Origin of the sequence: Shewanella mytili (genome assembly GCF_046765975.1) — a bacterium.
Lineage (GTDB): Bacteria > Pseudomonadota > Gammaproteobacteria > Enterobacterales > Shewanellaceae > Shewanella > Shewanella mytili.
The window spans coordinates 546749-570086 of sequence record NZ_JBKOUD010000001.1 but is presented as its reverse complement, the minus strand read 5'-3'; the positions used below and the strand labels follow the sequence as shown (position 1 = coordinate 570086).

General features: G+C 54.0%; 21 protein-coding genes. 10 read left to right on the top strand and 11 right to left on the bottom strand.

Translation table 11 applies throughout. From position 1 onward, the window contains the following. Window positions 1–318 precede the first annotated feature (318 nt). Window positions 319–1167: an EamA family transporter gene (locus tag ACIDEJ_RS02550; protein ID WP_411986514.1), complete on the top strand. Its 849-nt coding sequence runs from the start codon at window positions 319–321 to the stop codon at window positions 1165–1167. 110 nt (window positions 1168–1277) lie between these two features. On the opposite strand, the gene ACIDEJ_RS02545 is transcribed toward ACIDEJ_RS02550, so the two are convergent. From ACIDEJ_RS02545 to ACIDEJ_RS02530, 4 genes are all read right to left on the bottom strand, one after another. Then, window positions 1278–4238 carry a ligand-binding sensor domain-containing diguanylate cyclase gene (locus tag ACIDEJ_RS02545; protein WP_411986513.1) on the bottom strand — a complete coding sequence of 987 codons (2961 nt, stop codon included), beginning with the start codon at window positions 4236–4238 and terminating at the stop codon, window positions 1278–1280. Between the two features lie 325 nt (window positions 4239–4563). After that, window positions 4564–6045, bottom strand: coding sequence for a potassium transporter TrkG (locus ACIDEJ_RS02540; protein WP_411986512.1), 1482 nt, complete (start codon window positions 6043–6045; stop codon window positions 4564–4566). Window positions 6046–6056: 11 nt separating this feature from the next. After that, window positions 6057–6752 (bottom strand): response regulator transcription factor, encoded by a 696-nt coding sequence (locus ACIDEJ_RS02535; protein WP_411986511.1) that lies wholly within the window; start codon window positions 6750–6752, stop codon window positions 6057–6059. Between the two features lie 7 nt (window positions 6753–6759). After that, complete coding sequence (locus ACIDEJ_RS02530; RefSeq protein ID WP_411986510.1) at window positions 6760–7842, bottom strand: sensor histidine kinase; 1083 nt, start codon at window positions 7840–7842, stop codon at window positions 6760–6762. On the opposite strand from ACIDEJ_RS02530, the gene ACIDEJ_RS02525 reads away from it, so the two are divergent. From ACIDEJ_RS02525 to ACIDEJ_RS02515, 3 genes are read left to right on the top strand one after another with little or no spacing between them, the layout of a single operon-like run. Next, window positions 7822–8130 carry a hypothetical protein gene (locus ACIDEJ_RS02525; protein ID WP_411986509.1) on the top strand — a complete coding sequence of 103 codons (309 nt, stop codon included), beginning with the start codon at window positions 7822–7824 and terminating at the stop codon, window positions 8128–8130. The two genes, ACIDEJ_RS02530 and ACIDEJ_RS02525, sit on opposite strands and share 21 nt — an antisense overlap. Further along, the gene (locus tag ACIDEJ_RS02520; protein ID WP_411986508.1) at window positions 8117–8725 is read left to right on the top strand and encodes a sigma-70 family RNA polymerase sigma factor; all 609 of its coding nucleotides are present in this window, start codon (window positions 8117–8119) and stop codon (window positions 8723–8725) included. Before ACIDEJ_RS02525 ends, ACIDEJ_RS02520 begins: the two co-directional genes overlap by 14 nt. Then, complete coding sequence (locus tag ACIDEJ_RS02515; RefSeq protein WP_411986507.1) at window positions 8722–8940, top strand: zf-HC2 domain-containing protein; 219 nt, start codon at window positions 8722–8724, stop codon at window positions 8938–8940. Before ACIDEJ_RS02520 ends, ACIDEJ_RS02515 begins: the two co-directional genes overlap by 4 nt. Before the next feature lie 85 nt (window positions 8941–9025). Here ACIDEJ_RS02515 and ACIDEJ_RS02510 read toward each other — a convergent pair whose 3' ends face one another. From ACIDEJ_RS02510 to ACIDEJ_RS02495, 4 genes are all read right to left on the bottom strand, one after another. After that, window positions 9026–9718 (bottom strand): cytochrome c biogenesis CcdA family protein, encoded by a 693-nt coding sequence (locus ACIDEJ_RS02510; RefSeq protein ID WP_411986506.1) that lies wholly within the window; start codon window positions 9716–9718, stop codon window positions 9026–9028. 2 nt (window positions 9719–9720) lie between these two features. After that, the gene (locus tag ACIDEJ_RS02505; protein ID WP_411986505.1) at window positions 9721–10260 is read right to left on the bottom strand and encodes a thioredoxin family protein; all 540 of its coding nucleotides are present in this window, start codon (window positions 10258–10260) and stop codon (window positions 9721–9723) included. Window positions 10261–10783: 523 nt separating this feature from the next. Beyond that, window positions 10784–12964 (bottom strand): M3 family metallopeptidase, encoded by a 2181-nt coding sequence (locus tag ACIDEJ_RS02500; protein ID WP_411986504.1) that lies wholly within the window; start codon window positions 12962–12964, stop codon window positions 10784–10786. A gap of 322 nt (window positions 12965–13286) precedes the next feature. Continuing rightward, window positions 13287–13712 (bottom strand): HIT family protein, encoded by a 426-nt coding sequence (locus ACIDEJ_RS02495; RefSeq protein WP_411986503.1) that lies wholly within the window; start codon window positions 13710–13712, stop codon window positions 13287–13289. A 221-nt stretch (window positions 13713–13933) separates the two neighbouring features. On the opposite strand from ACIDEJ_RS02495, the gene ACIDEJ_RS02490 reads away from it, so the two are divergent. Genes ACIDEJ_RS02490 through ACIDEJ_RS02475 form a run of 4 tightly spaced genes read left to right on the top strand, consistent with a single transcriptional unit; the run spans window position 13934 to window position 18643 of the window. Beyond that, window positions 13934–14800, top strand: a complete 867-nt coding sequence (locus tag ACIDEJ_RS02490; RefSeq protein ID WP_411986502.1) for a D-hexose-6-phosphate mutarotase — start codon at window positions 13934–13936, stop codon at window positions 14798–14800. 7 nt (window positions 14801–14807) lie between these two features. Next, window positions 14808–18092: an intermembrane phospholipid transport protein YdbH family protein gene (locus ACIDEJ_RS02485; protein WP_411986501.1), complete on the top strand. Its 3285-nt coding sequence runs from the start codon at window positions 14808–14810 to the stop codon at window positions 18090–18092. Window positions 18093–18106: 14 nt separating this feature from the next. Further along, window positions 18107–18301 carry a YnbE family lipoprotein gene (locus tag ACIDEJ_RS02480; protein ID WP_411986500.1) on the top strand — a complete coding sequence of 65 codons (195 nt, stop codon included), beginning with the start codon at window positions 18107–18109 and terminating at the stop codon, window positions 18299–18301. Window positions 18302–18322: 21 nt separating this feature from the next. Next, window positions 18323–18643 (top strand): YdbL family probable chaperone protein, encoded by a 321-nt coding sequence (locus ACIDEJ_RS02475; protein ID WP_411986499.1) that lies wholly within the window; start codon window positions 18323–18325, stop codon window positions 18641–18643. Window positions 18644–18876: 233 nt separating this feature from the next. Here ACIDEJ_RS02475 and ACIDEJ_RS02470 read toward each other — a convergent pair whose 3' ends face one another. Next, window positions 18877–19380 carry a GNAT family N-acetyltransferase gene (locus tag ACIDEJ_RS02470; RefSeq protein ID WP_411986498.1) on the bottom strand — a complete coding sequence of 168 codons (504 nt, stop codon included), beginning with the start codon at window positions 19378–19380 and terminating at the stop codon, window positions 18877–18879. 40 nt (window positions 19381–19420) lie between these two features. Beyond that, window positions 19421–20329 (bottom strand): LysR family transcriptional regulator, encoded by a 909-nt coding sequence (locus ACIDEJ_RS02465; protein ID WP_411986497.1) that lies wholly within the window; start codon window positions 20327–20329, stop codon window positions 19421–19423. Between the two features lie 133 nt (window positions 20330–20462). On the opposite strand from ACIDEJ_RS02465, the gene aguB reads away from it, so the two are divergent. Further along, window positions 20463–21347, top strand: a complete 885-nt coding sequence (aguB, locus tag ACIDEJ_RS02460; protein WP_411986496.1) for an N-carbamoylputrescine amidase — start codon at window positions 20463–20465, stop codon at window positions 21345–21347. Window positions 21348–21357: 10 nt separating this feature from the next. After that, entirely contained in the window at window positions 21358–22455 is a 1098-nt protein-coding gene (gene aguA / locus ACIDEJ_RS02455; RefSeq protein ID WP_411986495.1) for an agmatine deiminase, read from the top strand. A gap of 102 nt (window positions 22456–22557) precedes the next feature. Here the strand turns inward: aguA and ACIDEJ_RS02450 are convergent, their stop codons facing one another. After that, window positions 22558–23322, bottom strand: a complete 765-nt coding sequence (locus ACIDEJ_RS02450; protein WP_411986494.1) for an energy-coupling factor ABC transporter ATP-binding protein — start codon at window positions 23320–23322, stop codon at window positions 22558–22560. Window positions 23323–23338 lie beyond the last annotated feature (16 nt).

The window sequence follows — 23338 nt, the reverse complement described above, 5'->3', positions numbered from 1 at the left end:
TGTGGTTATGAGCGCTCTTTCAGGAGCCAGCTCACATATTTGAGGTGTTTACCACAGCCATGCAACTGTAAGGGCAACATACCAAACTCGCATTGGCCTCATACAACGCCTACCCAAAATGCAGCGCTGCCATCGTCAGAAAGGCCTCTGCCATGCCCAGGCCAATAGCACCGTTACAACAGGAAGTATGCAATTTAACCATCAGTCAACCACCAGCATGACAGATACCTGATAAACTGCCAGCGTTTTCATTGCGCCATCATTATGTATCACTTGCCCACCTTGCCATGCGAAAGGTGGTTACCTCAGGAACTCACCATGCCACTGCTTTGGATTATCACGCTTCTTTGGGCATTTTCCTTTTCCCTTATTGGGGCTTACCTTTCTGGGCAGGTGGATGACTATGTAGCCGTCACGTCTCGCATGTTATTGGCACTGCTGATATTCGTGCCATTCTTTCGCGCTGTTCCCTGGCGCCAGGCCAGCATGATGATGGCGACCGGCGCCATTGAAATAGGCATGACCTACCTGTTTCTTTACCAGAGTTACCACTACCTGACGGTGCCGGAGCTATTGCTGTTTACCATTTTCACCCCGCTGTATGTGAGCCTGTTTGCCGATGTACTTGCCAGGCGCTGGCCTAAAAGGCTATGGGCACCGGCACTCTTGGCAGTGGCGGGTGCGGCCGTGATCCGCTGGACAGAGTTGAGCGATGGTTACTGGAAAGGGTTCATGTTGATCCAAGCTGCCAATGCCTGTTTTGCTTTTGGACAAGTGTGGTATCGCCACCAAAGCCGCAGTAATCCGCTGCCCCATCGCAGCCGGTTTTTCTGGTTTTTTCTGGGGGCGGCAGTGATGAGTGCCGGTGCCATGCTGCTGTGGGCGGACTGGACAAAGTTACCCGCCACACCCCTGCAATGGGGCGTATTGCTGTGGCTGGGGATCATCACCTCCGGTTTGGGATACCTTGGCTGGAGTTACGGCTCCACCCAGGTCAATGCCCAGCAGTTGGCGGTAATGAACAACATGCTGATCCCGGCAGGCATTTTAGTCAATGTGATGTTCTGGCACGGACACTTGCAAGACTGGCCCCGGCTGCTGCTGGGCTGCATTTTCATGGTGTTGGCGTTGTGGTTATGCCGCAAGCAACCATCCAAAACGGCCTGAAACCCATCGTTGATGAGCGTTGGGGATAACAAACCGGCGCTTGGCCTTGTTACATCAAGGGCAAATCATGTGTGATTTGCCCTTTTTCACCCTTTGCCCGCACAATGCCGTTACCCGGCGGGACACTGGTAGCATTCCACCCGATTGCGGCCATTGTTTTTGGCGCTATACAGGGTATTGTCCACCGCGTTTAATAACTGCCAGGATTCTGCCACATCATCAGAGCAGGCAAGGCCGATACTGACGGTCAGGCTCAACCCCATGGCAATATCACTGCAATCCATCATGGCAATCCCCTGACGCAGCCGCTCACAATACTGCATGGCTTGCTCACGGCTGGTATTTGGCAACAATAAGGCAAACTCCTCTCCGCCCCAGCGGGCGGCTGAATCGGTGGCCCGGCAATGTTTTTTCAATTGCTGCGCCAAACGGATCAATACCTGATCGCCAATGCCATGGGAGTATTTGTCATTGACCCGCTTGAAATGGTCAATATCGATAAACACCAGGCTTAACGGTTGCAACAGGTGTTTGGCGCGGGTGAATTCCCGGGCGAAATATTCATCAAATGCGCGGCGATTGGCCAAACCTGTCAGCGCATCCTGTTTGGCCTGCACTTCCAGTGCCAGTGCTTGCTGCTGCAATTGCACCAATAACTGGGATTTTTCCTGATTGGCATTTTCCAGCACTGCGGCCTGTTGTTGCAACTTGGCGGTTTTATGCGCCACCTGCCGCAACAGCAACTGCTCGGAGCGGCGCAAACTGGCAGTGCGCCAGTAGGTAAACCCTATCACCAGCAGCAGCATTACCACCACCGCCATATATTTTGCCCATAAGGTTTGCCACCAATAGGGCTGTTTTTCAATCACCAGATAGGCCGCTTTGCTCCAGCGACCACCGGGATTGGCGGATTCAATGTTCAGCCGGTATTGCCCCGGTGCCAGGTTGGTGAATTCCACCTGATTTTGCCCAGATTTGTCCCGCCATTCTTGCTCGAATCCCTCCAGCATGGTGCGGTATTGCAATCGGGTAGGCATGATAAAGCTCAAGCCGGCGTACTGGATTTGCAACCGTTGTACCTGTGGCCCCAGCGTGAGGTGGCCGCTAAGCGGTACCGCTTGATCATCCAACAAGATACGTTCCACCACCACTTGGGGGATGTATTCATTAAACTGCTGCAACCGCTGGGGTTTTACCGATGCCACCCCCATGGCCGTGGCCATCCATACGGTGCCGTTGCGTTGCTGGATCATGGTAGGATTGGAGCCGCCATTGGCCTGAGCGCTCAACATGCCATCGCTTTCACCGTAGAGCACGGTGGGCAACTGGCTGATTTGCCCGTCAGCCACCGCGTTGGCATCCGCTTCGCTAAATCGCAATACGCCCCGGTTACTGGTCATCCAGATATTGCCAAAACCGTCAATCTGCAGCTGGAAATATTTGTCAAACGGCAAGCCGTTACGACGCCCAATCAATGCCGTCTGGCCGTTATCCAGCCGGTGACGCAGCAATCCCCTGTCCGTTGCCGCCCACAGCAACCCCTTATCGGGCTGGGCGTAAAACCCAAACACGTATTCCGCTTCATCAAACGACTGCAAGGGAATTGGCGTAAACTTGCCCTGTCGATAACTGGCAATGCCAGTGCCGGTACCCACCCACAGCTGCTGCTTACCATAATGCAGGGCCACCACAAAGTTGCCTGGTAAACCGTTAAGGGTGGTGAGGTTGCGAATTTTGCCATGCTGCCAATGGGCCAGCCCCTGGGCTGTGCCTATCCAGACACTGCCATCCGGCGCCTGCAACAAGGCCCGCACCTCATTGGAAATAAGCCCGGAGTCCCGGTCTACCAACAGCCGGGTTTGGCCGTTTTCATACAGAAAAACCCCGGAGGTGTAGGTGCCAATCAATAACCGATTCTTATCCATGGGAGCCAAACTGAGAATGGACTCGCCCCCAAGCACCTGCTCGGTCACTTTGCCAACCGTTGGAGAATAGCGGCTTAGGCCCCGGGAAGTGCCAACCCAGATATCGCCGTTATCTGCCGCCAATAGTGCCCGCACATAATTGCCTGCCAGCCCCTGCTCGGTGGTAATGGTGGAAAATGGCGCGTCACGCAAACGGAACAAGCCGCCATTGGTGCCAATCCAGACACTGCGCTCTTTGTCCTCAAATATATCCAGCACCCGGTTGCTGGGCATGCCGTGATTCACATCCAGATGCTCAAGCCCATAGCGGTGACTGAGCCGAAACACCCCTTTTTGCACCGTGCCCATCCATAAACTGCCCTGATGATCACGCATCAGCTGAGATACCGCCACATTATGCAATTGGGGATGCAGCGCCGTAATGGTGTTGGCCTGTTGCTGCCAGACGCCATTTTCACCGGCAATAATCAGCCCGTCTGGGGTATTTAGCAGATCAAACACCGGGGTTTCATGGAGGGCTGATACCCGCTGAAAACGGCCATGCTGCCACAAGACCAAGCCTTTGGCCGTACCAATCCACATGCCGTTGTCCGCCGCTTTGGCAAAGCCGTAAATGGTATTGCTGGGGAGTCCCTGGGCCGTGCCCCAGGTTTGGCGCGAGCCGTCTGGACGCTGGCAAAACATGCCGCCGCCTTCGGTGCCAAACCACATGGTGTCCGTATCATCAACCCAAATGGCATTGATAAGCACCCCACCGGGCGCAAGCGGGTGCCATATGCCGTCTTTGATGGAGGTAAGCCCGCCTCTGGCACCGCCAATAATCAGGCGGCCGTGACGATCAAGGTAGGAGCTTCGGGTGCCCACATCCGGCAAGCCTGTGGTGTTGTCGCGCCCGAACATTTTGAATTTATAGCCGTTAAAGCGGGCTACCCCTTCCCAACTGGTAAGCCACAAATACCCTTCTGGCGTCTGATTAATGCTGTTGATGGTGTTATGGGGAAGCCCCTGACGGGTTGTCCAGATCTCTTTGAAATAACGATTTAGCGGCGCGATGCTGCCAGCATCCGCTGCTAGCACCCTTGATGACGGTATGCCAGAAATCACTATCAGCGCGAACAATGCCAACCAATGCTTCCAACACTTCATTGATGAACGATTCCTACCTTTTTGCATCCATTCTTGATGGGAAAATCCGTGGTGCCCGCGTTAACGCCCAGTATCCAAATCCGTATTGAAATTGGCATTCTAGTTGTTTTTTAGGCCGAACAATCATATCAAACCCGATGCCATGGCGCGCAGATAATTGACGCCCGCGCCTGCATCTTTCCCATCATACACAACTTTAAGTTATCCACTAATCAAATTGTTAACGGCTTGTGCACAAGAGTGTAAGGACAACAAAACCTGGCAGCCCCTGCCATCAAAACCGCGCACAATGGCAGCAGTCAGGTTCACCTTGGCAACACACCCGTTAGTAACCCCAGTAAGCTTTGGAAAACACAATCAAAATGGGAAACACCTCCAGACGCCCAAACAGCATGGCCACGCACATGAGCCATTTGGCCCCATCCTGTAAGCCGCCAAACCCGGAAGAGGTATCCCCATAGCCAATCCCCATGTTATTGATGCAGGCCGCTACCGTACCAAAAGCGGTTTGCAAATCATTTCCGATGGCTACCAGTCCCCAGATGAACACGCAGCTAAAAAACACGTAAAGAAAAAACAGCCCCCACACGGAGCGCACCACCCGCTCAGACACCATCTGGCCGTTCAGCTTGTTTTTCAGCACCGCATTGGGATGCACCAATTGGCTGATTTCAATATTGCCCTGCCGATAAAGGATTAAAAACCGCACGGCTTTAATGCCACCGCAGGTGGAGCCGAAACACCCCCCAAAAAAGCTGGCCCCCAACAACAGCAACACCACATGGCGCGGCCAATTTTCATTGGGGTAACCCGCCGCCCCCAGCCCGTTGTCCGTCATCACGGAAATGGCCTGAAAAAAACCATGCACCAACGCTTCGTGAGAGACGAACCCTTCACTTCTGAGCAATTCCACACAGCTGATGCTCACCACGATGGATAAGATCACCAGGAAAAAACGGAACTCGGCGTTTTGGGAGATGGGTTTCAGGCTTCTGGAAATCAATGCAACGTAATACAGGGAAAAGTTGATTGCGGCAAGGATGGAGAATATGCCGGCAACCATCTCTATGGACAGGCTGTCATAGTAGCCAAGGCTGTCTCCATGGGTGGAAAATCCGCCCAGTGACACCGTGGACAGGCTGTGGCATATGGCATCAAAACCACTCATGCCGGTTATGTAATAAGATAAAGCGCAGCCCACCGCCAATGCGCTGTAAAGCCCCCATAGCCCCCTGGCCGTATCCACCAGTCTGGGCGTCATTTTTTCCTCTTTCATGGGCCCTGGCATTTCCGACTGATAAAGTTTGGCACCGCCAATGCCCAAAAAGGGCATGATGGCCACTGCCAAGACGATAATGCCCAAGCCCCCTAGAAAATTCAGCTGGGCGCGATAGTAGAGTACGGCTTTGGGGAGCGTGTCGATATGGGAAAATACGGAAGCGCCTGTGGTCGTGATCCCGGAAACCCCTTCAAAAAACGCATCGGTCAGGCTCATCTCCAGGCGCTGATCCAGATAAAAAGGCAAAGCGCTCATTAAGGAAAATATCAGCCAGAACAGGCAAGCCACCATAAAACCGTCACGATTTTGCAAATATTGGCTTTTCCGTCTGGTCCATAACCAGCCTAACACCCCGGTGAACAGGGCAATCGCGAATGTCACCAGAAACGGAAATACGTGATAATCCTTGAATATCAACGACACCAGAATGGGCGGAAACATGGTCAGGCTGTAAATGATCACCAAAAAACTGCTCAGGTGAATAATCGTGGTAAATCTTGGATTACTGATTTTTTTGGCAAGACTCATTATCAATGCCCTTATTTGTGCGGTTCACAAATAAGCCGATATCCGATGCCCGGCTCAGTTTTTATAATGCTTTGATTATCGGCACTGTCACCCAGTTTTTTCCTTAATTGACGAATGATAATACGGCTGTAATGGGTGTCGTCCTGATGGGTATCGCCCCAAACCAAGGTGATTAAATCCGTATGTTTTACCAGTTTGTTTTTATTGCTCAGCAAAATTTCAAGGCAAGCGAATTCTTTATGGGTCAGGTCAATTTCGCGGCCATCAAGCCAAACCTGATTGGTGCTTTTTTTCATGCGGATGTGACCGGCTTGCAACTCGTCAGTCACCGTCTCGGCGCTGACCGGCAAATCACGGATTAACACTTTAATCCGGGCAATCAGCTCCCCGATGCCAAAAGGTTTGCTCAGGTAATCATTGGCGCCCACCTCAAGCAAACGGATTTTTTCCTCCTCTTCGTCCCTGGCTGTTAAAATCAAGCACGGCACTTTACTTCGCTGACGAATTTTCTGTAAAAAACTGGCGCCATCACCGTCTGGCAGTCCCAAATCCAGCACGATCACATCCACGGCTTGCGCGTCAAAAATCTCATATGCGGTTGCCATGGAGTAGGCCCCCAGATATTCAAGCTCCTCTGCAAATAAGGAGATCCTGATAAATTTATGGATCTGGGGTTCATCATCAACAATCAATATATTGTGAGCCATGTTTACCTCACTTGAGATCCGACCCTTGCGCTGAATGATGGCCAACATCAGGCACGGCGCCCTTGCCTGATAGCAAGTCCGGTTGACGGACGGGCAACGTTATCCTGAATACATTGCCGTTTGGGGATGAGTGCACGTCAATATCACCGCCATGGGCATTGACAATCCCCTTGGCAACGGACAAGCCCAAACCGGAGCCGCTATCCCGGTTATTGGAGTAAAACAGCGTGAATATTTTATCTTTTTGGCTTTCGGCGATCATGTCGCCCTGATTCGTGACCGCCACCGTAACCTGCCCGTTTTCGTACAGTGCGACGATGTGGACTTTGCTGTTTTTGGCCGAATAACGAATGGCATTATCAACCACATTAAACAGTGCCTGTTCAACAAGCGTGCCGCTAACATTCACCAGTGGCATATTGTCCGGATAATCAAATGCGATTCTCCCGCGGTCCTCTTTAAAGCGTGACAGCATGTTTTTTACGATATTCACCAAAGACTGCTCGGTTTTATGGCACTTCAAGGTGCCGTATTGCAGTTTGGTGGCATGCAACAGGTTTTCAATATACTGGTGCAAACGGTGGCTTTCCGATATGGCACTGGTTAACAGCTCGTCCTTTTCCGTGCTGACCAGTTTTTGATCATATGCTTTCAGGGTGGTCAATGTGCCGATAATGGCAGATAACGGCGTGCGAAGATCATGGGATACAGACAGCAATATCCGGTTGCGCAGTTGTTCCTGCCTTAAATTCTGTTGCTGCAAGTAGTAGCGTTCAGACAACTTGGTGGTAATGATGGCCACCAGTAAAAACACCAGCAGGTTCACCATGTCCTCCGATGCCTGCATTTGCAATGTATAGCGGGGATGGGTAAACAGGAAATTAAACGCCAAAGCTTGGATGAAAGCCGAAACATAAGCGTACCTGGCCCCCAAATACAGCGCCACCAACGCAACAGCCAACTGCAAAATCAATAAGATGGCAATTGAAGACTGCATCCACACATCCAGCGCATAAGCCATGAGCAGGGCACTGCCGGTAATCGCCAACAATCTGGCCGAAGATGTTGCATGTTGCGCAAATGTTGCCATTCTTTGTGTCATGTTTTTATTGTCACCCGCGCTACTTTAGCAAACAGGGAAAGCCTCATCCGTAAAAAATGCGTAAAAAATGACGCCATCAATGGTACGGTGGCAACGCCATCAGCTTGGCAGGATGTCACCATGGCCGATACTGAACAGTATGCAGCCCAAGATGATTTTTGGATGAATTACAGGCGATTTCGTGTACCTTATGAGCTGATGTCCCATGGCGTGACAATTATCCCATACAGAAGAGTACCCCAGACAGAAGAGGACCCGGTGAATGGAATTGAATAGCGCGAACGCCGCCCCAACGCCCCCCAATTTAGCGGGATTTGATGATCCTGCGTTTATCAGCCAGATCCGGCGGGATATGCTGCGCTTTGCCACATTGCAGCTGCAAGATGGCGCACTGGCAGAAGATGCCGTACAGGAAGCCCTGATGGCCGCCCATCAAAACATCGCCTCTTTTGGCCGAAAAGCCGCATTTAAAACCTGGGTATTTGCCATTTTAAAGCACAAGATTGTGGATGTTTTGCGTAAAGGCCACACCGCTGCCATGGGTGATGAAACGGCCGATGACATTTCCGACATGTTATTCAACGAGCGGGGATTTTGGCATGCCGATGAGCATCCCGGCAGTTGGTCTGCCCCCATGTCATCGGTCAAGGATGATCATTTCTGGCGGATGTTCGAGGCCTGCCTTGACGGCTTGCCGGAACATATGGGGCGTGTGTTCATGATGCGGGAATTCATTGAGCTGGATAGCGATGAAATTTGCCAAACGCTGCACATTTCCACCAGCAACCTGCATGTGGTGCTATATCGGGCCAGGCTGAGATTACGGGAATGTCTGGAAAACAGATGGTTTCGTGAAGGAGAGCAATCATGATGAACTGCAAACAGGCAACCCGGCTGTTATCTGATGCCCAGGAGCGACCGTTATCACTGAAAGAGAAAATGGCCCTGAGCGTGCATACCACCTTGTGCTCCGCCTGCCGCCATTTTGGCAAGCAGATGGGCGTTATCCGTCATCTCAGCCGGCAATTTGCCCAAGGTGAACCCACAGAGCCCCCCGCCAATCCCCCGAAAGATGAACCCAAATAACTCCCCCGTTGATGCGCTGCACAAAAAACAATGCCCTGTTCTCACAGGGCATTGGCTTGCATGACACTTAACGGGCCAGCACCGCTTAAATGGAGGTGACCCAGTCCGGCAGAATATTCAGCGCCCAGGTTTCCAGCACCCGGTCCACGCCGGTGATAATCACCAGTGCCAACAATATCAGGGTGATCCCGAGAAAATATTTACCAAACTTGCCTGATGTTTTGAGTTTGGTTAACTGATGACCGGAAAAATAGCCCAATGCCACCAGCGGTATGGCCGTGCCAATGCCAAAGGACAACATCACCACAAAGGCCATCAACATGTTTTGCCCGGTGGATGCCAAGGCAATGGCAGTTCCCAGCGTTGGCCCCACACAAGGGAGCCAAACCAATCCCAACGAGGCGCCAATCACAAACTGCATGGCAGCGGAGGTGCCCTCAATCTGGATGCTGGCAGCTTTGCTGGTCAGCCGTGACAATCCGAATGCCAGTTTGTCCGCCAGGCTTGGCAACAACAAGGTCGCCCCCATCAACAGCAACAGCGCCACCGAGAAATAACGCAACCACTCCGTAGAAATGCCAAGGTTTAGCAACAGGAATGTCAGTACGGTACCCGCCAGGGCAAAGGCCACACTGATCCCCAGAGACAATGTCACCAGCCCCCAACGGGTAGACTGCATGGCCGAGGCGGCGACCGCCGGGATCATGGGCAAGACACAAGGCGATACCAGACTCAATATGCCCGCCAGAAACGCTAAAGGAACTGCCGTAAATTCCATGGTTATCGTTTCTCCATTGTCATGGTGTTGTGTTCCGACATCATTTTTTTATCCGCCATGGTGTCGGCCGGCATCATCTTCCCTTTCTCCATCATCTTCCCTTTCTCCATCATCTGCCCTTTTTCCATCATGTGGCCCGAGTCCATCATCCCTTTGGCCGGCATCATGTTGTCAGCAGACATCAAGGCGTCAAAAATTTTCTGCTTGCTGGTTTCTGCCACGGAAAACCATAACTGCTCAGAGCCTTTGTAAAGCAACAAGGTGGATTGCCGCGGGGCGCGAAAATGGGAAACCCAGGATTTCTGAGTATCAAAATCCACCACCAGCGTTTTAATGTGGCTGTCTGGATGTGCCTTGAAATACTCATTAAGAATGTGCTGCTGTTTTTTGCAGGTGGGGCACCAGGTGGCGAACACATCCACCAGATAGACTTCATCATTTTGTTGATACTGCTGATACAGGGCTTCCGTAAACGGCATTTTTTCGGCACTGGCGGCAAAACTGACCATGGCGAACAGACAAAGACTGATTAACTTTTTCATGTTGACTCCTTCAAGGACTAACCTGGATGTAAACGTTGACGGGGCTTTCCGTTAACAGATCACATCATCATCTGGATTTTTGATTGTTTTCATTCACGGCATCCATGCCCTAAAGGAGCGCGGTCATCCTGAAAATGCCGCTCCGACGATTAAGGTGAACACTGGTAACCAGCACATTTGTCAGTGTTCATAAAAGTAGTCGTGAAAAGCCCGCCATTTCTTACACATTTTTTTAAAAAAATTTCAAAAAAGTCTGCCCACCTGCAAAAAATTGCGCCAACGCATTGATAAAAATAACGTTTATTAAGCATCTCGAATGTTAGATGCAATGCAAGATTATTTGAACAGCGGAAGCCACAGCGCAGAGCATATGAAAATGAACGGGGATTTTGCCTCTGCCAACATGCAAGCGGCACGGCATAGAAAGCCAATTGAGGGATTACCTGGCACCCGGGTTAGCCATAAAAAAACACCCGCACAAGGCGGGTGTTCATCAATGCTAAAAAGCCTTGTCAGGCATGGATTACTCCACTAAACCACGACGCTTCAGCAGGGCATCAATGGTCGGCTCTTTACCGCGGAAGTTAAGATAATCCTGCATCAAATCCTGGCTGTTGCCTTTGGAGAGCACGTCTTCACGGAATTTATCGCCATTTTTCTGGGTCATGCCGCCATGCTCGCCCATGTAGGCAAAGGCATCAGCAGCAAAGACTTCTGTCCACAGGTAAGCGTAGTAACCGGCAGAATAGCCACCGGCAAAAGCGTGGCTGAAATAGCAGGAGCGATAACGCGGCATCACTGGCGCATAATAGATGCCGTGTTTTTCCAATGCGGCTTTTTCAAAAGCGTTCACATCCGTGATTTTGCTGCCGGCTTTCACGGAGTGCCATTCCATGTCCAGCAGTGCCGAGCCCAAGTATTCAACGGTGTTGAAGCCCTGGTTAAAGGTGGCCGCCGCACGGATTTTCTGCAGCAATTGAGTCGGGATGGGCTCGCCTGTCTGGTAATTCTTGGCGTAGTTGGCCAGCACTTCAGGGTTGATGGCCCAATCTTCGTTAAACTGTGAAGGGAACTCCACAAAGTCACGGGAAGTGGAGGTGCCGGCCAGGCTTGGGTATTTCACTTTTGAGAACATCCCGTGTACCGCATGCCCGAATTCATGGAACATGGTGATCACTTCATCGAAGGTCAGCAATGTGGGCTGTCCGGCAGCAGGTTTTGGAATGTTCAGGGCGTTATACACTACTGGCTTGCCATCCATCAGATAGTTCTGGGTGACAATTTCATCCATCCAGGCGCCGCCGTTTTTACCCACACGGGCGTAAGGGTCCAAATAGAACAATGCCAGCGGGCTGCCGTCCTTGTTGAATACCTGCCATACCTTCACGTCTTCATGCCATACCGGCAGATCGGTGCGGGGCTTGAAGGTAATGCCGTACAATTTGCCCATGGCAAAGAACAAACCGTCATTCAGCACCCGGTCAAATTCAAAGTAAGGTTTGATCTGGGCTTCATCCAAATCGTATTTCACTTTGCGCACTTTTTCGGCGTAGTAGTTCCAGTCCCAGGGCTTGAGTTCAAAATCACCGCCAGCGGCCTTGATCTCTTTCTGGATGTCGGCAGCTTCCAGCTTGGCCTTGGCTACGGCCATGGGCGCCAGGTTGTCCAGCATGCTGTAAACCGCATCCGGCTTGCCTGCCATCTGGTCAGCCAGTACATAAGCTGCCCAGGTGTCATACCCCAGCAGTTTAGCTTTTTCGGCGCGCAATTGAGCCAACTGCAGTACCAGTGGGCCGTTGCTGCCTTGGGCACGGTTGGCGGAGGTTTCCCAAATCTTTTGCCGCAGCTCGCGGTTATCCAGGTGCATCAAGATTGGCTGGCGGGTGGTGTTCACCAGGGAGATCAAATACCCTTCCTTGCCTGCGGCTTTGGCAGCGGCGGCCAAGCCGTCGATTTCATCTTCGCCAAGGCCTTTGAGCTGGGCTTTGTCGGTCACCAGAATGGTGTCATTTTTAAAGGACTTGAGGATGTTTTGGGAGAATTCGGTGCCCAGTTTGGATAACTGGCCATTCAAGTCGCGCAGTTGGGCTTTGTCCTGATCGCTCAGTTTGGCGCCGGCACGTACAAATTGATCGTAGTAATGTTGCAGCAGGCGCTGATCCACCGGATCGGTCAGCGTGTCCTTGGCGTCATAAACCGCTTGCACCCGGGCAAACAGCTTGGGATCCATGTAGATGTTGTCTGAATGCTCGGTGAGCATGGGCATCACCTGCTCTTCCATTTTCTGGACATCATCATCTGCCAGTAAACCGGAATACAGGAAGAAAGCACGGGTGGTGCGATCCAGAATGGCACCGATTTTTTCCATGGCCACAATGGTATTGGCAAAGGTAGGCGCTTCGCTGTTATTGGTAATAGCCGCAATCTGGGCATTGTGCTCGGCAATGCCGGCCTTGAAGGCAGGCATGAAATCGGCTTTGGTGAGCAGATCATATTGCGGTGCCTGGAAGGTCAGCCGGCTGGGTTCAAGTAAGACGTTTTCCACTTTTTTGGTATCTTTTGCTGTGGCCGCTGCGGTCATGTTACCCGCATCAGCGGTTTGCTGCTGGGCAACCTTCGGGGTTGCTTCCTGGGATTTCTGCTCACTGCAAGCGCCCAAAAGCAGCGCTGCGCCAATGGCAGTAGCAATTAGTGTTTTATGCATTATGACTCCGTTTTTCATGATTCTGTCGCCGCTTATGGTTATGATTATCATCCGCCCGACGGCGGATAACGGGGAGCGACAGCCCTGATGGGATTTCCTATCAACCTTACCAATTTTTGCAAAGCAGGAACAATCGCTGCGCGGCAAGAAATTTTTTCGCCTGCGGGGAAAACAGGCGACCACCGAGCCAATTAGCAGATTGTGCCAAATTCTGCTTTTTTTCAGTTTTATGTTTTAAAAACAGCACGCTTTTTGGATAAATAACAGGCTTGCGGCGGTAATCTGTCAGGTTCTGTTACAAAAAAGCCGGCGCCGCCTGCTGTCATTCATTGAGGTAATGCCGGATGCGCTCGGCAATCGCGGCCATTTGCTGTTGATCACCGCTGATTTGGGCATGGGGTTTAAGCCCTTTTAGCGGCCCGGGTAACAGGTGAAAATGCACATGGGGCACACTTTGCCCGGCAAAACTGCCATTATGCTGCACCACGGTGGTTCCCTCTACATTGAGCGCTTGCTGCAAGGCCATGCCCACTTTCTTGAGGGTGCGCATGCAGGCCAAGGCGGCCTCGTCCGGCAACTGATACAGCGTCACGGCTGGCGCTTTTGGCAACACCAGCAAGTGCCCCGGCATTTGCGGCATGATATCCATAAAAGCCAGAGTATCGTCGTCTTCATACACCCTTATGCAGGGCAATTCGCCCCGGAGAATACGGGCAAAAACATTGTTGGGGTCATAATTCAAATCCATCTTGGCAAGCTCCATTAATGATCCGTGATGGCAGATGTACCAGATCTGCCCTGCTTTGCCCAGTCCATAAAGATCAAATGCTTAAAGCTTTTGCTAAAAATCGGTAAGCTATAGGGCAATCATGCCTGTGTCGCTTGGCTTGCATTACGGTAGCATCGGGGCACAGCATCAGTATCTGTCACTTGGCGCCAAACATGTGCGCCATGCTTCATGAGGATTTTATGGCGGTGATCACAACCGGTGTCCACGGAAACGGACTGGAATACATAGAGGTGCACAGCAAGCTGTGCGATGCCCGCATTTTTTTGCAAGGCGCCCAGCTGGAGCGTTTTATCCCCCGCGGACAAGCGCCGCTGCTGTGGGTATCAACCGCGGATGACTATCTGCCGGGCAACGGCATCCGGGGCGGCATACCGGTATGCTGGCCCTGGTTTGGCCAGCATGACACTCACGGCTGGCCCCAGCATGGCTTTGCCCGCAACCGCCGCTGGCAACATATCGGCAGTGAAGTGCAGGATGAAGTGGTCACCCTCAAGTTCCTGCTGCCCATCACTGATGAAGACCGCATCTACTGGCCCCACGACACCCGGCTGGAACTGCATTGCCGCCTGAGCCAAACGCTCCGGGTCAGCCTGATTAATGTCAATCTGGACCATCACCCCGTGACCCTGACCCAGGCGCTGCACAGTTATTTTCCCATTGGAGACATTCACCAACTGATAGCCAGTGGCTTCAGCTCGGCGCACTACATTGAATTTGCCAAAGGCCCTTACGCGCAAACAACCGACGATGTGCACTTTGACCGGGAAACCGACCGGGTATACAACGCACTGGCTGGCCAGCAACGACTCCACACCCCCAATGGCACCATCGTGGTCAGGCGCGAGCACAGCAGCTCGGCGGTATTATGGAATCCGTGGATTGAAAAATCCCGGCGTTTATCCCGTTTCAATGACGATGACTACCTGCGTATGGTGTGCCTGGAAGCCGCCAATGTGAGGGAGGATGCCATCACCCTGGCGCCGGGAGCACGCCATGAGCTTGTTACCGAAATCAGCTGGCTAGCGCCCGGCGAGCAGCCACGGTAATCCCTTCATGACCGCACCAGCCCCTTCATCACCTGCAGCCCGGCTTCCCCGCCGTTATCGGTCCGTTGTTGCCCGGTGCCTGCGGCTAGCGCTGTGGGGCGTACTGGTGCTGTTACTGCTGCTTTGCAGCCTTGGGTGGCTGCTGGTACAAAAACAGGACTGGTGGCTCCCCCAGTTAAACCGGCAACTCCAGGCGCAAAACATCAACCTGACCACGCTGGAGTGGCAAATTCCTGACAGGCAAACCCTGCTGCTCCCCCAACTGATCCTGGATTATCAGGGCAGCAAACTGGCCTTTGAACAACTGCAGCTACGCCTGAAACAGCCGCTGACACTCACCCGCCTATGGCAATGGTATCAGCAGCCTGCACCCCAGCTGGCCATTGGCAGCCAGCAATGGTTACTGCAAAATCTGCAGAGCGTCAGTTATCAGCGTGCCCGTTTGCAACTTACCGCCCAGCAGCTGCTGCCCGGTGACAGCAGTGCCCCGTTAGCGCTGCCACTGACCGACGTGCTGCCCAAAATCCACCTTGAGCACACCACCCTATCCCTGCTGGGTGAGCATCCTTCCCGGGAGCGCCCCTTCAGCCTGTACCTGCCACAACTGCAATTGCTGCCAGACGGGCAATTTGCCAGCCAAGTTTTGTGGCAACAGGCAGCAGCGCACACCAAGGCAAGCTGGCAGCCATTACTGCAGCTAAGCGGCAACCTTAAGGCAACAATGCCGGCGCAGCATTCATCCGAGCAACACGCCTGGCAGGCACAAGTGCAGTTAATGCCGCAGCAACTGCTGCAAGCCGCCACACAACTGGCCGCCAATACCGAGACGGCGGTGCTGACCCGGGCTTATCCCTGGCTGACCACGGATTTTTTACGCCAATTACCACAACTGCAAGGCACGCTGCAATTGCAGCTGCAATTGGGATTGCAACAAGGCGACAGTGCACTGACGCTGTGCTGGCAGGCGCCTGCCGTGAAATTTCCGGTGGTCCCCAACAGCCGCTTGCACATCACCCCATTACCCCCGGTCATCACGGCTCAAGCGCCCGAGACACAAGAAAACCCCAGCCATTGCCTGCCAGATGCCATAGGGTTGTCGCTTAACAACAATGCCCGCGGGCAACATCTAAAGCTGCAGCCGGTGCAACTGCAATGGCACGGCAATGTCCGGCAGCGCCAAGCGCTAGCACAGTGGTGGGATAACTGGCGCCAAAGCCATCAGGCCGAGGATGCCAATGCGGCGCTGACACCAGTGCTAGAGCGCCTTGCCAAGGCACTGGGGCAGCCAAATGCCGCCAACGACGAGGCGGGGCTGACCCTAACCCTGACGCAGGGCGCCAATGCAAACATGGCCAAAGGCAGCATAACCCTGCCACAAGTACAACTGAGCCCAGCCGTTGCCGGGCAACGCCAGTGGCTAACCCTGTCACTGCATAACCTGCAATTAACCACAATGCCGACGGCCATTGCCGCCACTGGCAGACTGCCAGCCCAGACTGTGCCCTCCCTGCCCCATGCGCCTTCAGATAACGCCTATTCTCCGGCGCCTCATGATGTAATGCTGCAACAATCCCTGCAACAGGCGCTCGCACGCATTCCGGCACTGGTGCTACACAGTGACTGGCAACTGCAGCTTGACCTGCCATCTGGGTTTCACTGGCAAACTGCCGACACGCAGTTTTACGGCCAAAGTGCCAAGCTGCAGCTTGATGGAACACTGCAGCTTAATGGCGCCACACAAACCCTTGAGTTACAGATAAACCGGGATGCCCGCTTACAAGGGCGGGAATTGTCATTACAGCAGCCCCACATGACACTTAACATCCAGCAACTGGACAGCCATGCCCGCGGGCCATGGCAGCTGCGGTTGTCTCCCCGGCAGTTACAACTGCAACTGCCGGCACTGGAGCAGCAGCTCAGCGCCGTGGAATGGCGTCAACCAACCATGCAGGCCAGTATCAACGAGCTGCATGCCACGTTGCCGGAATTAACGCTGCCATCCTGGCAATGGACAATATTTCCGGCCTTGCAGCAGTTGCAGCGCCTGACACTAAAACAGCAGCTCATGTTCAATGCCCGGCAAATTCATGTCAGCAAGACCCGGCAAACCCGATTGGGGCAGCACACCGAGACTCTGCTGAATCTCAATCAGGCAGGGCTCAAGGAGCAATGGCACTGGGATGGCAACCAGCTTGCCAGCAAGGAGCAATGGCAATTGGACAAACTGCAATTGACCAGTGAACACCTGCTGCGCCCCCATTTTGCCAGCGCGCCCTTTTCCCCATATCCACTGCAGGGCTACGATCTTACCGGCCACTGGCAGCTGCAGGCTCCCCTGGCAGACATCCGGGCACAGGCCGCCAAAAACCTGGTGCTCTCCGGCCATTGGCAACTTTATGGCCAGGCCGCCATCGAGGCCGATATCGCCCTGCAACAACGGGGCACGGCACTGACGCTCAGCGGCGAGATTTCACCCCGACTGCATGACGCCCACGGCAGCTATCAACAACTGCCGTTTGAAGGATTGCAGGCCAGCAGCCTTTGCCGTTTTGTGGTGGACAAACCTGCCAGGCATCCGGCCACGGCGGCGCTCAACTGCCAGCAACTGGCGCTGCAAATGGCCGCATTCAACCCCGGGGTGCTGCTCGATAACGTGCGCATTAACGGTGATATTTCACTGACGCCAGAGCTGGATGCAGAAAAACGCCAGCGCGCCGGCAACTGGCTCTTGCCCGGTTTCAATGACGCCGACATCCAGCTGGCCGCTGAAGCCAACACGTTGGGCGGACGCCTGTCCCTGCCCCGTTTCCGCCTGCGGCTCAATCAGCCCTCTGATGCGTACCTGATGTTGCTGGGGCTGGATTTGCAGCAACTGCTACAGGCCAACCCCCAACAGGGCATTGCCGCCACCGGCTTGTTTGACGGCGTGCTGCCGCTGGCCATCACCGATAACAGGTTATCGGTCAGTGGCGGGCATCTGGCATCCCGGGCACCGGGAGGGGTCATTCATGTGGGCGACAATCCGGCAGTGCTGCAGATGCGCCAAAGCCAGCCTTATCTGGATTTTGTGTTTTCCACCTTGGAGGAGTTGCAATACCGCGAAATTAACAGCACCTTTGACATGGCGCCCGACGGTGAAGCGCTGCTCAACATGGCCATCAAAGGCCATGGCAAAGGCGTTGAAAGGCCAATTGAGTTAAACTACCGTCATGAAGAAAATCTGCTACAACTGCTGCGCAGCCTGTCCATTGGTGACCGGTTGCAAACGCAGCTTGAAGCATCCATGCAGTGATACAGGAACAGGCCATGAATCATCTCCCCCGCGTAACAGGATGTTGTTTATTGCTGGGCATCATGCTCGGCGGCTGTACTCCCACGGTGAAAATAGCGCCGCCGGATAAGCCCATCGTGATTAACCTGAACGTTAAAATCGAACATGAAATCCGCATCAAGGTGGATAAGGCACTGGATGACCTGGTGTCAAATGAAGAACTCTTTTAAGCCGGTATGAGGAACTGACCGATGACAAACCGCATAATCATTCTGCTTTGTGGCCTGCTGCTGGGTTTTTCCAGTTTTGCCATGAGCTTACAGGACGCCAAGCACCAAGGGTTGGTGGGCGAGCAACAAAACGGCTATCTGGCCGTGGTAAAAAACGCCCCCGGCATTGCTGCACTGGTAAAAGAAATCAATGCCAAACGCCAGGCCCATTACGAAAAGATTGCCAAACAAAATGGCATTGCCGTGAATGATGTGGCCAAACTGGCGGCTGAAAAAGCCATTGCCCGGGCGGAAAAAGGCCACATGATCCAGGACAACAGCGGCAGGTGGATAAAGAAATAACCGCCATTGCCATGCACAAAAGCCATTGTTGGCCATCATGGCCCCATGCCTTATCCGCATGGGGCCATGGTTTTAATTCATGAGCAATTTCAGCCACTATGGGTAAGAATGCTTACCTCTGAAGTGCTTTTATTTTGCCTCCTTGCGTATGTGGAGGCTTTTTTTTGCCTGCGCGGCGCCTTCCCTGAAGCAGTGGTTCTCCCCACCACCCCACGGTTAACGCCGCACAGGGATCACAATGGTTTTTGCCAGAACTGGGCGATACCGGTTTCCGGCTGCAGCTGATAGGGAACAAAGCCCGCTTTCAAATATGCATGACGAGCCACCAGATTGCCTTCCAGCACTTCCAACGTCACTTTACAGCACTGTCGTTGCCGGGCCTGCTGCTCAATGGCATTAAGCAATTTCTGGCTCAAGCCGTTGCCACGCCAGTCACTGTGTACCACCAAATCATGGATATTCAGCAACTTGGCGCACTTGAAGGTGGAAAATCCCAGCACGCAGTTGGCCAGTGCCACCGGTTGCTTGCCGGCAAAAACCAGCAGGCTGAACACATAATCCAGTTGGGCCATGGCCGGCACCAGTTGCTTGATCACCTCCGCTGGCAGCGCTTCACCGCCACCGGTGGGCTCTGCCACGTAATGCTTCATCAGCGCGATAATGGCAGCCTCATGACGGGGGTTATGGTAATCCGCCAGTACAATCTCAAAATCCGTTGCCGCCGCTAGCTCTGCCACAATATTTCTCCTGTTGTCATTATGGATAATCACTCACACTTTACGCCGTCACCAGCTGCTGCATCAATGCCTTTAACCACTGCAAGGCAGGCTGCGCCTGCTGCACCGGATGCCAGACACAGTTGAGATGATAGCTGGGCATGGCTACGGGCAGTTGCACCTGTTGCAACGGCCAATGACCGGCCAGCATGGCGGCCACCCGCCGGGGCAACACCAGCAAATGATCCGTTTGGCTCACCACCGCCGCAGCCGACATGTAACTCTGACTGTTCACATAAATCTGCCGACTCAGGCCTTGGGCGGCCAAAAAACCATCCACAATGGAGTCCCGGGTGCCCAGCGGCGAATGAAACACATGGGGGGTGCTCACCAGCTGGGCCAGGCTCACCTCATGCCCAATAGTCGGGTGCCCCCGGCGCACCACGCCGCTTAACGGCTCGGTCAGCCAGGTTTCCCGGCTCAAGTGGGGGGGCACTTTCATGTATTCATCAAAGCCCAGCACCAAATCAATCTCACCACTGGCCAGCTCCGCTTCCGGCAGTTGGTCCCGCAGGATGAGAATTTCAATCCGCACCCCCGGCGCCAGTTTGCCCAGTTGGGCTATCAGCGGCGGGATCAAGACGCACTCCACATAATCGGTGGTGCTTATCACAAAGCGCCGCTGGGAATGGGCTGGCTCAAACGGTTCCGGCTCACTGAACTGCTGCTCCAGCAACTTCAGCGCCTGTTGCACGCCCCGGTGCAGTTTTTCCGCCCGGGGGCTTGGCAGCATCCCTTGGGGGGTGCGTACCAGCAAGGGATCGTTAAACGCCGTGCGCAGCCGGTTAAGGGCATGGCTCATGGCCGGCTGGCTGATGAACAGCCGCTCCGCCGCCCGGGTGACATTGCGCTCCAGCATCAGTGCGTCAAAGGCAAGCAGCAGGTTGAGATCCAGTTGGTTCAGTTTCATCTTACATTCACGACATGAATAACTGGATTTATAATATTCATTTGATGGATATATCACAACTACATACACTTTGCGCTATTCTGGAGTGGTTTAAACACCGCCCCGCCTCTCTCTTATTAAAAGGATGCTTGCTATGGCAAAAGTGAAAGTTGCAGCCACGCAAATGGCGTGTTTCTGGGATATTGAGTCCAATGTGATCCGTGCTGAGAAACTCATCCGGCAGGCAGCCGCTGAAGGTGCACAGATTATCCTGATCCAGGAACTGTTCGAAGCCCCCTATTTTTGCATTGACCAGAGCCCGGAGCATTTTGCACTGGCCCAATCGGTAGAAGACAGCACCCTGATTAAATATTTCCAGAATGTGGCCAAAGAGCTGGAAGTGGTGCTGCCACTGTCATTCTTTGAACGCCGGGGTAATGCCCATTACAACTCGCTGGTAGTGATTGATGCTGACGGCAGCCTGCTGGACGTGTACCGCAAAACCCATATTCCCAATGGCCCTGCCTATCAGGAAAAGCAGTTTTTCACCCCCGGGGATACCGGTTTCATGGTGTGGCAGACCCGTTATGCCAAAATCGGGGTGGGCATTTGCTGGGATCAATGGTTCCCGGAAACCGCCCGCAGTCTGGCGCTGATGGGTGCCGAGCTGATTTTCTTCCCTACCGCCATCGGCTCAGAGCCGGCCTATCCGGAAATCGACTCCCAGCCTCACTGGACCCGGGTACAACAGGGCCACGCCGCCGCCAACTTGGTGCCGGTTATCGCCTCCAATCGCATCGGAACCGAAAAGAGCAAATACGTGGAAGGGCTGGAAATGACGTTTTACGGCTCCTCGTTCATTGCGGATCAGACCGGTGCCCTGGTGGCGCAGGCCGATAAAACCAGTGAATGCGTGCTGGTACACGAATTTGATCTGGCGGAAATCGACAAACAGCGGATCAGCTGGGGATTGTTCCGTGACCGCCGGCCAGCCATGTATGAAACATTGCTGACCTCCGACGGCGAACATGTCTGGTAAGGAAACCCCCATGAGCAGCAATACCTTACAAGGCGCACCACAGCAACACGGTTTTCACATGCCCGCCGAGTGGGCGCCGCAACAGGCGGTATGGATGATTTGGCCTTATCGCCCGGACAACTGGCGTGACGCCGGCTGCCATGCCCAAGCCACATTTGCCGAGGTCGCATCCGCCATTGGCGCGGTGACACCGATTTACATGGCCGTGCCCAACACCAGCATGGCCAAGGCACGGGCGCTCATGCCCGACTGTGTCACCCTCATCCCCATGGACAGCGATGATTGCTGGGCGCGGGATACCGGCCCGACCGTGGTGATAAACGCAGCAGGCGAATGCCGCGGCATCGACTGGGGCTTTAATGCCTGGGGCGGTGACAACGGCGGTTTGTATTCCCCTTGGGATCAGGATGAACTGGTGGCCCAGCAGATGCTGGCCGTGCATGGTTTTGACCGTTATGCCGCACCGCTCATTCTGGAAGGCGGCTCCATTCATGTGGACGGCGAAGGCACCCTGCTCACCAGCGCAGAATGCCTGCTCAACCCCAATCGCAACCCGCATCTGAGTCAGGCACAGATTGAAGCCTGTCTGGCGGAATATCTTGGGGTCAGCCACTTTATCTGGCTACCTGAAGGCGTTTATATGGACGAAACCGACGGCCATATTGACAACATGTGCTGCTTTGCCCGGCCGGGGGAAGTCATTCTGCACTGGTGCGATGATGAAAATGACCCTCAGTATGCCCGCTCACAGGCGGCCTATGAGGTGCTGCAAAACGCCGTGGATGCCAAAGGCCGTAAACTGACCATTCACAAACTGCCCCAACCCGGGCCACTGTATTGCACCGAAGCAGAAGCGGCCGGTGTCACCCAGGGCACGGGCGTGCCACGACAGGCAGGCGATCGGCTGGCGGGTTCTTACGTGAATTTCCTCATCAGTAACCAGCGGATCATCTTTCCGCTGCTGGATGAGGCCACCGATGACATTGCCAAGGCCAAACTGCAGCAGATTTTCCCGGACCATGAAGTGATAGGCGTGGCTGCCCGGGAAATTTTGCTGGGCGGCGGCAACATTCACTGCATTACCCAGCAAATCCCTGAGGGACGTTAAACGGAACGTCCTGCCGGATGATTGAAAAAACCAGTCCTAATGGACTGGTTTTTTTATCATGCAACACTGGGGTTTCCGGCCAATACCTGTTGTGCCGGGCGCTCAGTGATGTTCGTCATCGTCCGCATGTTGCCCGTTTTGCAGCTCGCTGCCGGGATGCACGTGCAGATGCTCGTGAGTGTGGTGATGGGGATGGCGGTGCATCACCGCGCTGTCGAGCTGCCCGGCCTGTAAAATCACCGCCCGGTTGGCCAAGCGCTCCAGTACCGCCTTATCGTGCGACACAATCACCATGGCCTGGGGCAATGCCTGCAAATGGCTGAGCAGGCGCTCCTCGGCATCGGCATCAAGGCCATTGGTGGGTTCATCCAGCAGCAGGACTTGCGGCGCCATGGCCAGCACCGTGGCCAGCGCCACCATGCGTTTTTCACCGCCAGACAACCGGTAAGTCACCCGATCTTCAAATGCGGCCATCCCCAGAGAATCCAGCGTCTGCCTGGCCGTTGCCAGCGCCTGGGGCGCACTTTGCCCCAGATTCAGCGGGCCAAAGGCCACATCCTCCAGCACCGTGGGACAAAACAGCTGATCATCGGAATCCTGAAACAGCAACCCCACCCGTTGCCGCACCTGCTGAAAACTTTGCTCGCTGGCGCAGCGCTGCCCAAACGCCGTAATGGTGCCGCGTTGGGGTTTGGCAAGCCCCACCAGCAACCGCAACAAGGTGGATTTTCCGGCACCGTTGGCGCCTATCAGTGCCAGCCGATCGCCACTGAAAAGCTCAAAATTGACGTTGCTGAGCACCGGCTTGTCGCCATAGGCAAAATCCAGCCCGGCAACCGAGAATAAAGGGGGATGTTGTTGTGTCACAAATCGATTCCATTGA

Coding starts and splice junctions, on each gene's coding strand:
- ACIDEJ_RS02550 (WP_411986514.1), top strand. CDS start 319: ATGCCACTGCTTTGGATTATCACGCTTCTTTGGGCATTTTCCTTTTCC.
- ACIDEJ_RS02545 (WP_411986513.1), bottom strand. CDS start 4,238: ATGAAGTGTTGGAAGCATTGGTTGGCATTGTTCGCGCTGATAGTGATT.
- ACIDEJ_RS02540 (WP_411986512.1), bottom strand. CDS start 6,045: ATGAGTCTTGCCAAAAAAATCAGTAATCCAAGATTTACCACGATTATT.
- ACIDEJ_RS02535 (WP_411986511.1), bottom strand. CDS start 6,752: ATGGCTCACAATATATTGATTGTTGATGATGAACCCCAGATCCATAAA.
- ACIDEJ_RS02525 (WP_411986509.1), top strand. CDS start 7,822: ATGTTGCGCAAATGTTGCCATTCTTTGTGTCATGTTTTTATTGTCACC.
- ACIDEJ_RS02530 (WP_411986510.1), bottom strand. CDS start 7,842: ATGGCAACATTTGCGCAACATGCAACATCTTCGGCCAGATTGTTGGCG.
- ACIDEJ_RS02520 (WP_411986508.1), top strand. CDS start 8,117: ATGGAATTGAATAGCGCGAACGCCGCCCCAACGCCCCCCAATTTAGCG.
- ACIDEJ_RS02515 (WP_411986507.1), top strand. CDS start 8,722: ATGATGAACTGCAAACAGGCAACCCGGCTGTTATCTGATGCCCAGGAG.
- ACIDEJ_RS02510 (WP_411986506.1), bottom strand. CDS start 9,718: ATGGAATTTACGGCAGTTCCTTTAGCGTTTCTGGCGGGCATATTGAGT.
- ACIDEJ_RS02505 (WP_411986505.1), bottom strand. CDS start 10,260: ATGAAAAAGTTAATCAGTCTTTGTCTGTTCGCCATGGTCAGTTTTGCC.
- ACIDEJ_RS02500 (WP_411986504.1), bottom strand. CDS start 12,964: ATGCATAAAACACTAATTGCTACTGCCATTGGCGCAGCGCTGCTTTTG.
- ACIDEJ_RS02495 (WP_411986503.1), bottom strand. CDS start 13,712: ATGGATTTGAATTATGACCCCAACAATGTTTTTGCCCGTATTCTCCGG.
- ACIDEJ_RS02490 (WP_411986502.1), top strand. CDS start 13,934: ATGGCGGTGATCACAACCGGTGTCCACGGAAACGGACTGGAATACATA.
- ACIDEJ_RS02485 (WP_411986501.1), top strand. CDS start 14,808: ATGACCGCACCAGCCCCTTCATCACCTGCAGCCCGGCTTCCCCGCCGT.
- ACIDEJ_RS02480 (WP_411986500.1), top strand. CDS start 18,107: ATGAATCATCTCCCCCGCGTAACAGGATGTTGTTTATTGCTGGGCATC.
- ACIDEJ_RS02475 (WP_411986499.1), top strand. CDS start 18,323: ATGACAAACCGCATAATCATTCTGCTTTGTGGCCTGCTGCTGGGTTTT.
- ACIDEJ_RS02465 (WP_411986497.1), bottom strand. CDS start 20,329: ATGAAACTGAACCAACTGGATCTCAACCTGCTGCTTGCCTTTGACGCA.
- aguB (WP_411986496.1), top strand. CDS start 20,463: ATGGCAAAAGTGAAAGTTGCAGCCACGCAAATGGCGTGTTTCTGGGAT.
- aguA (WP_411986495.1), top strand. CDS start 21,358: ATGAGCAGCAATACCTTACAAGGCGCACCACAGCAACACGGTTTTCAC.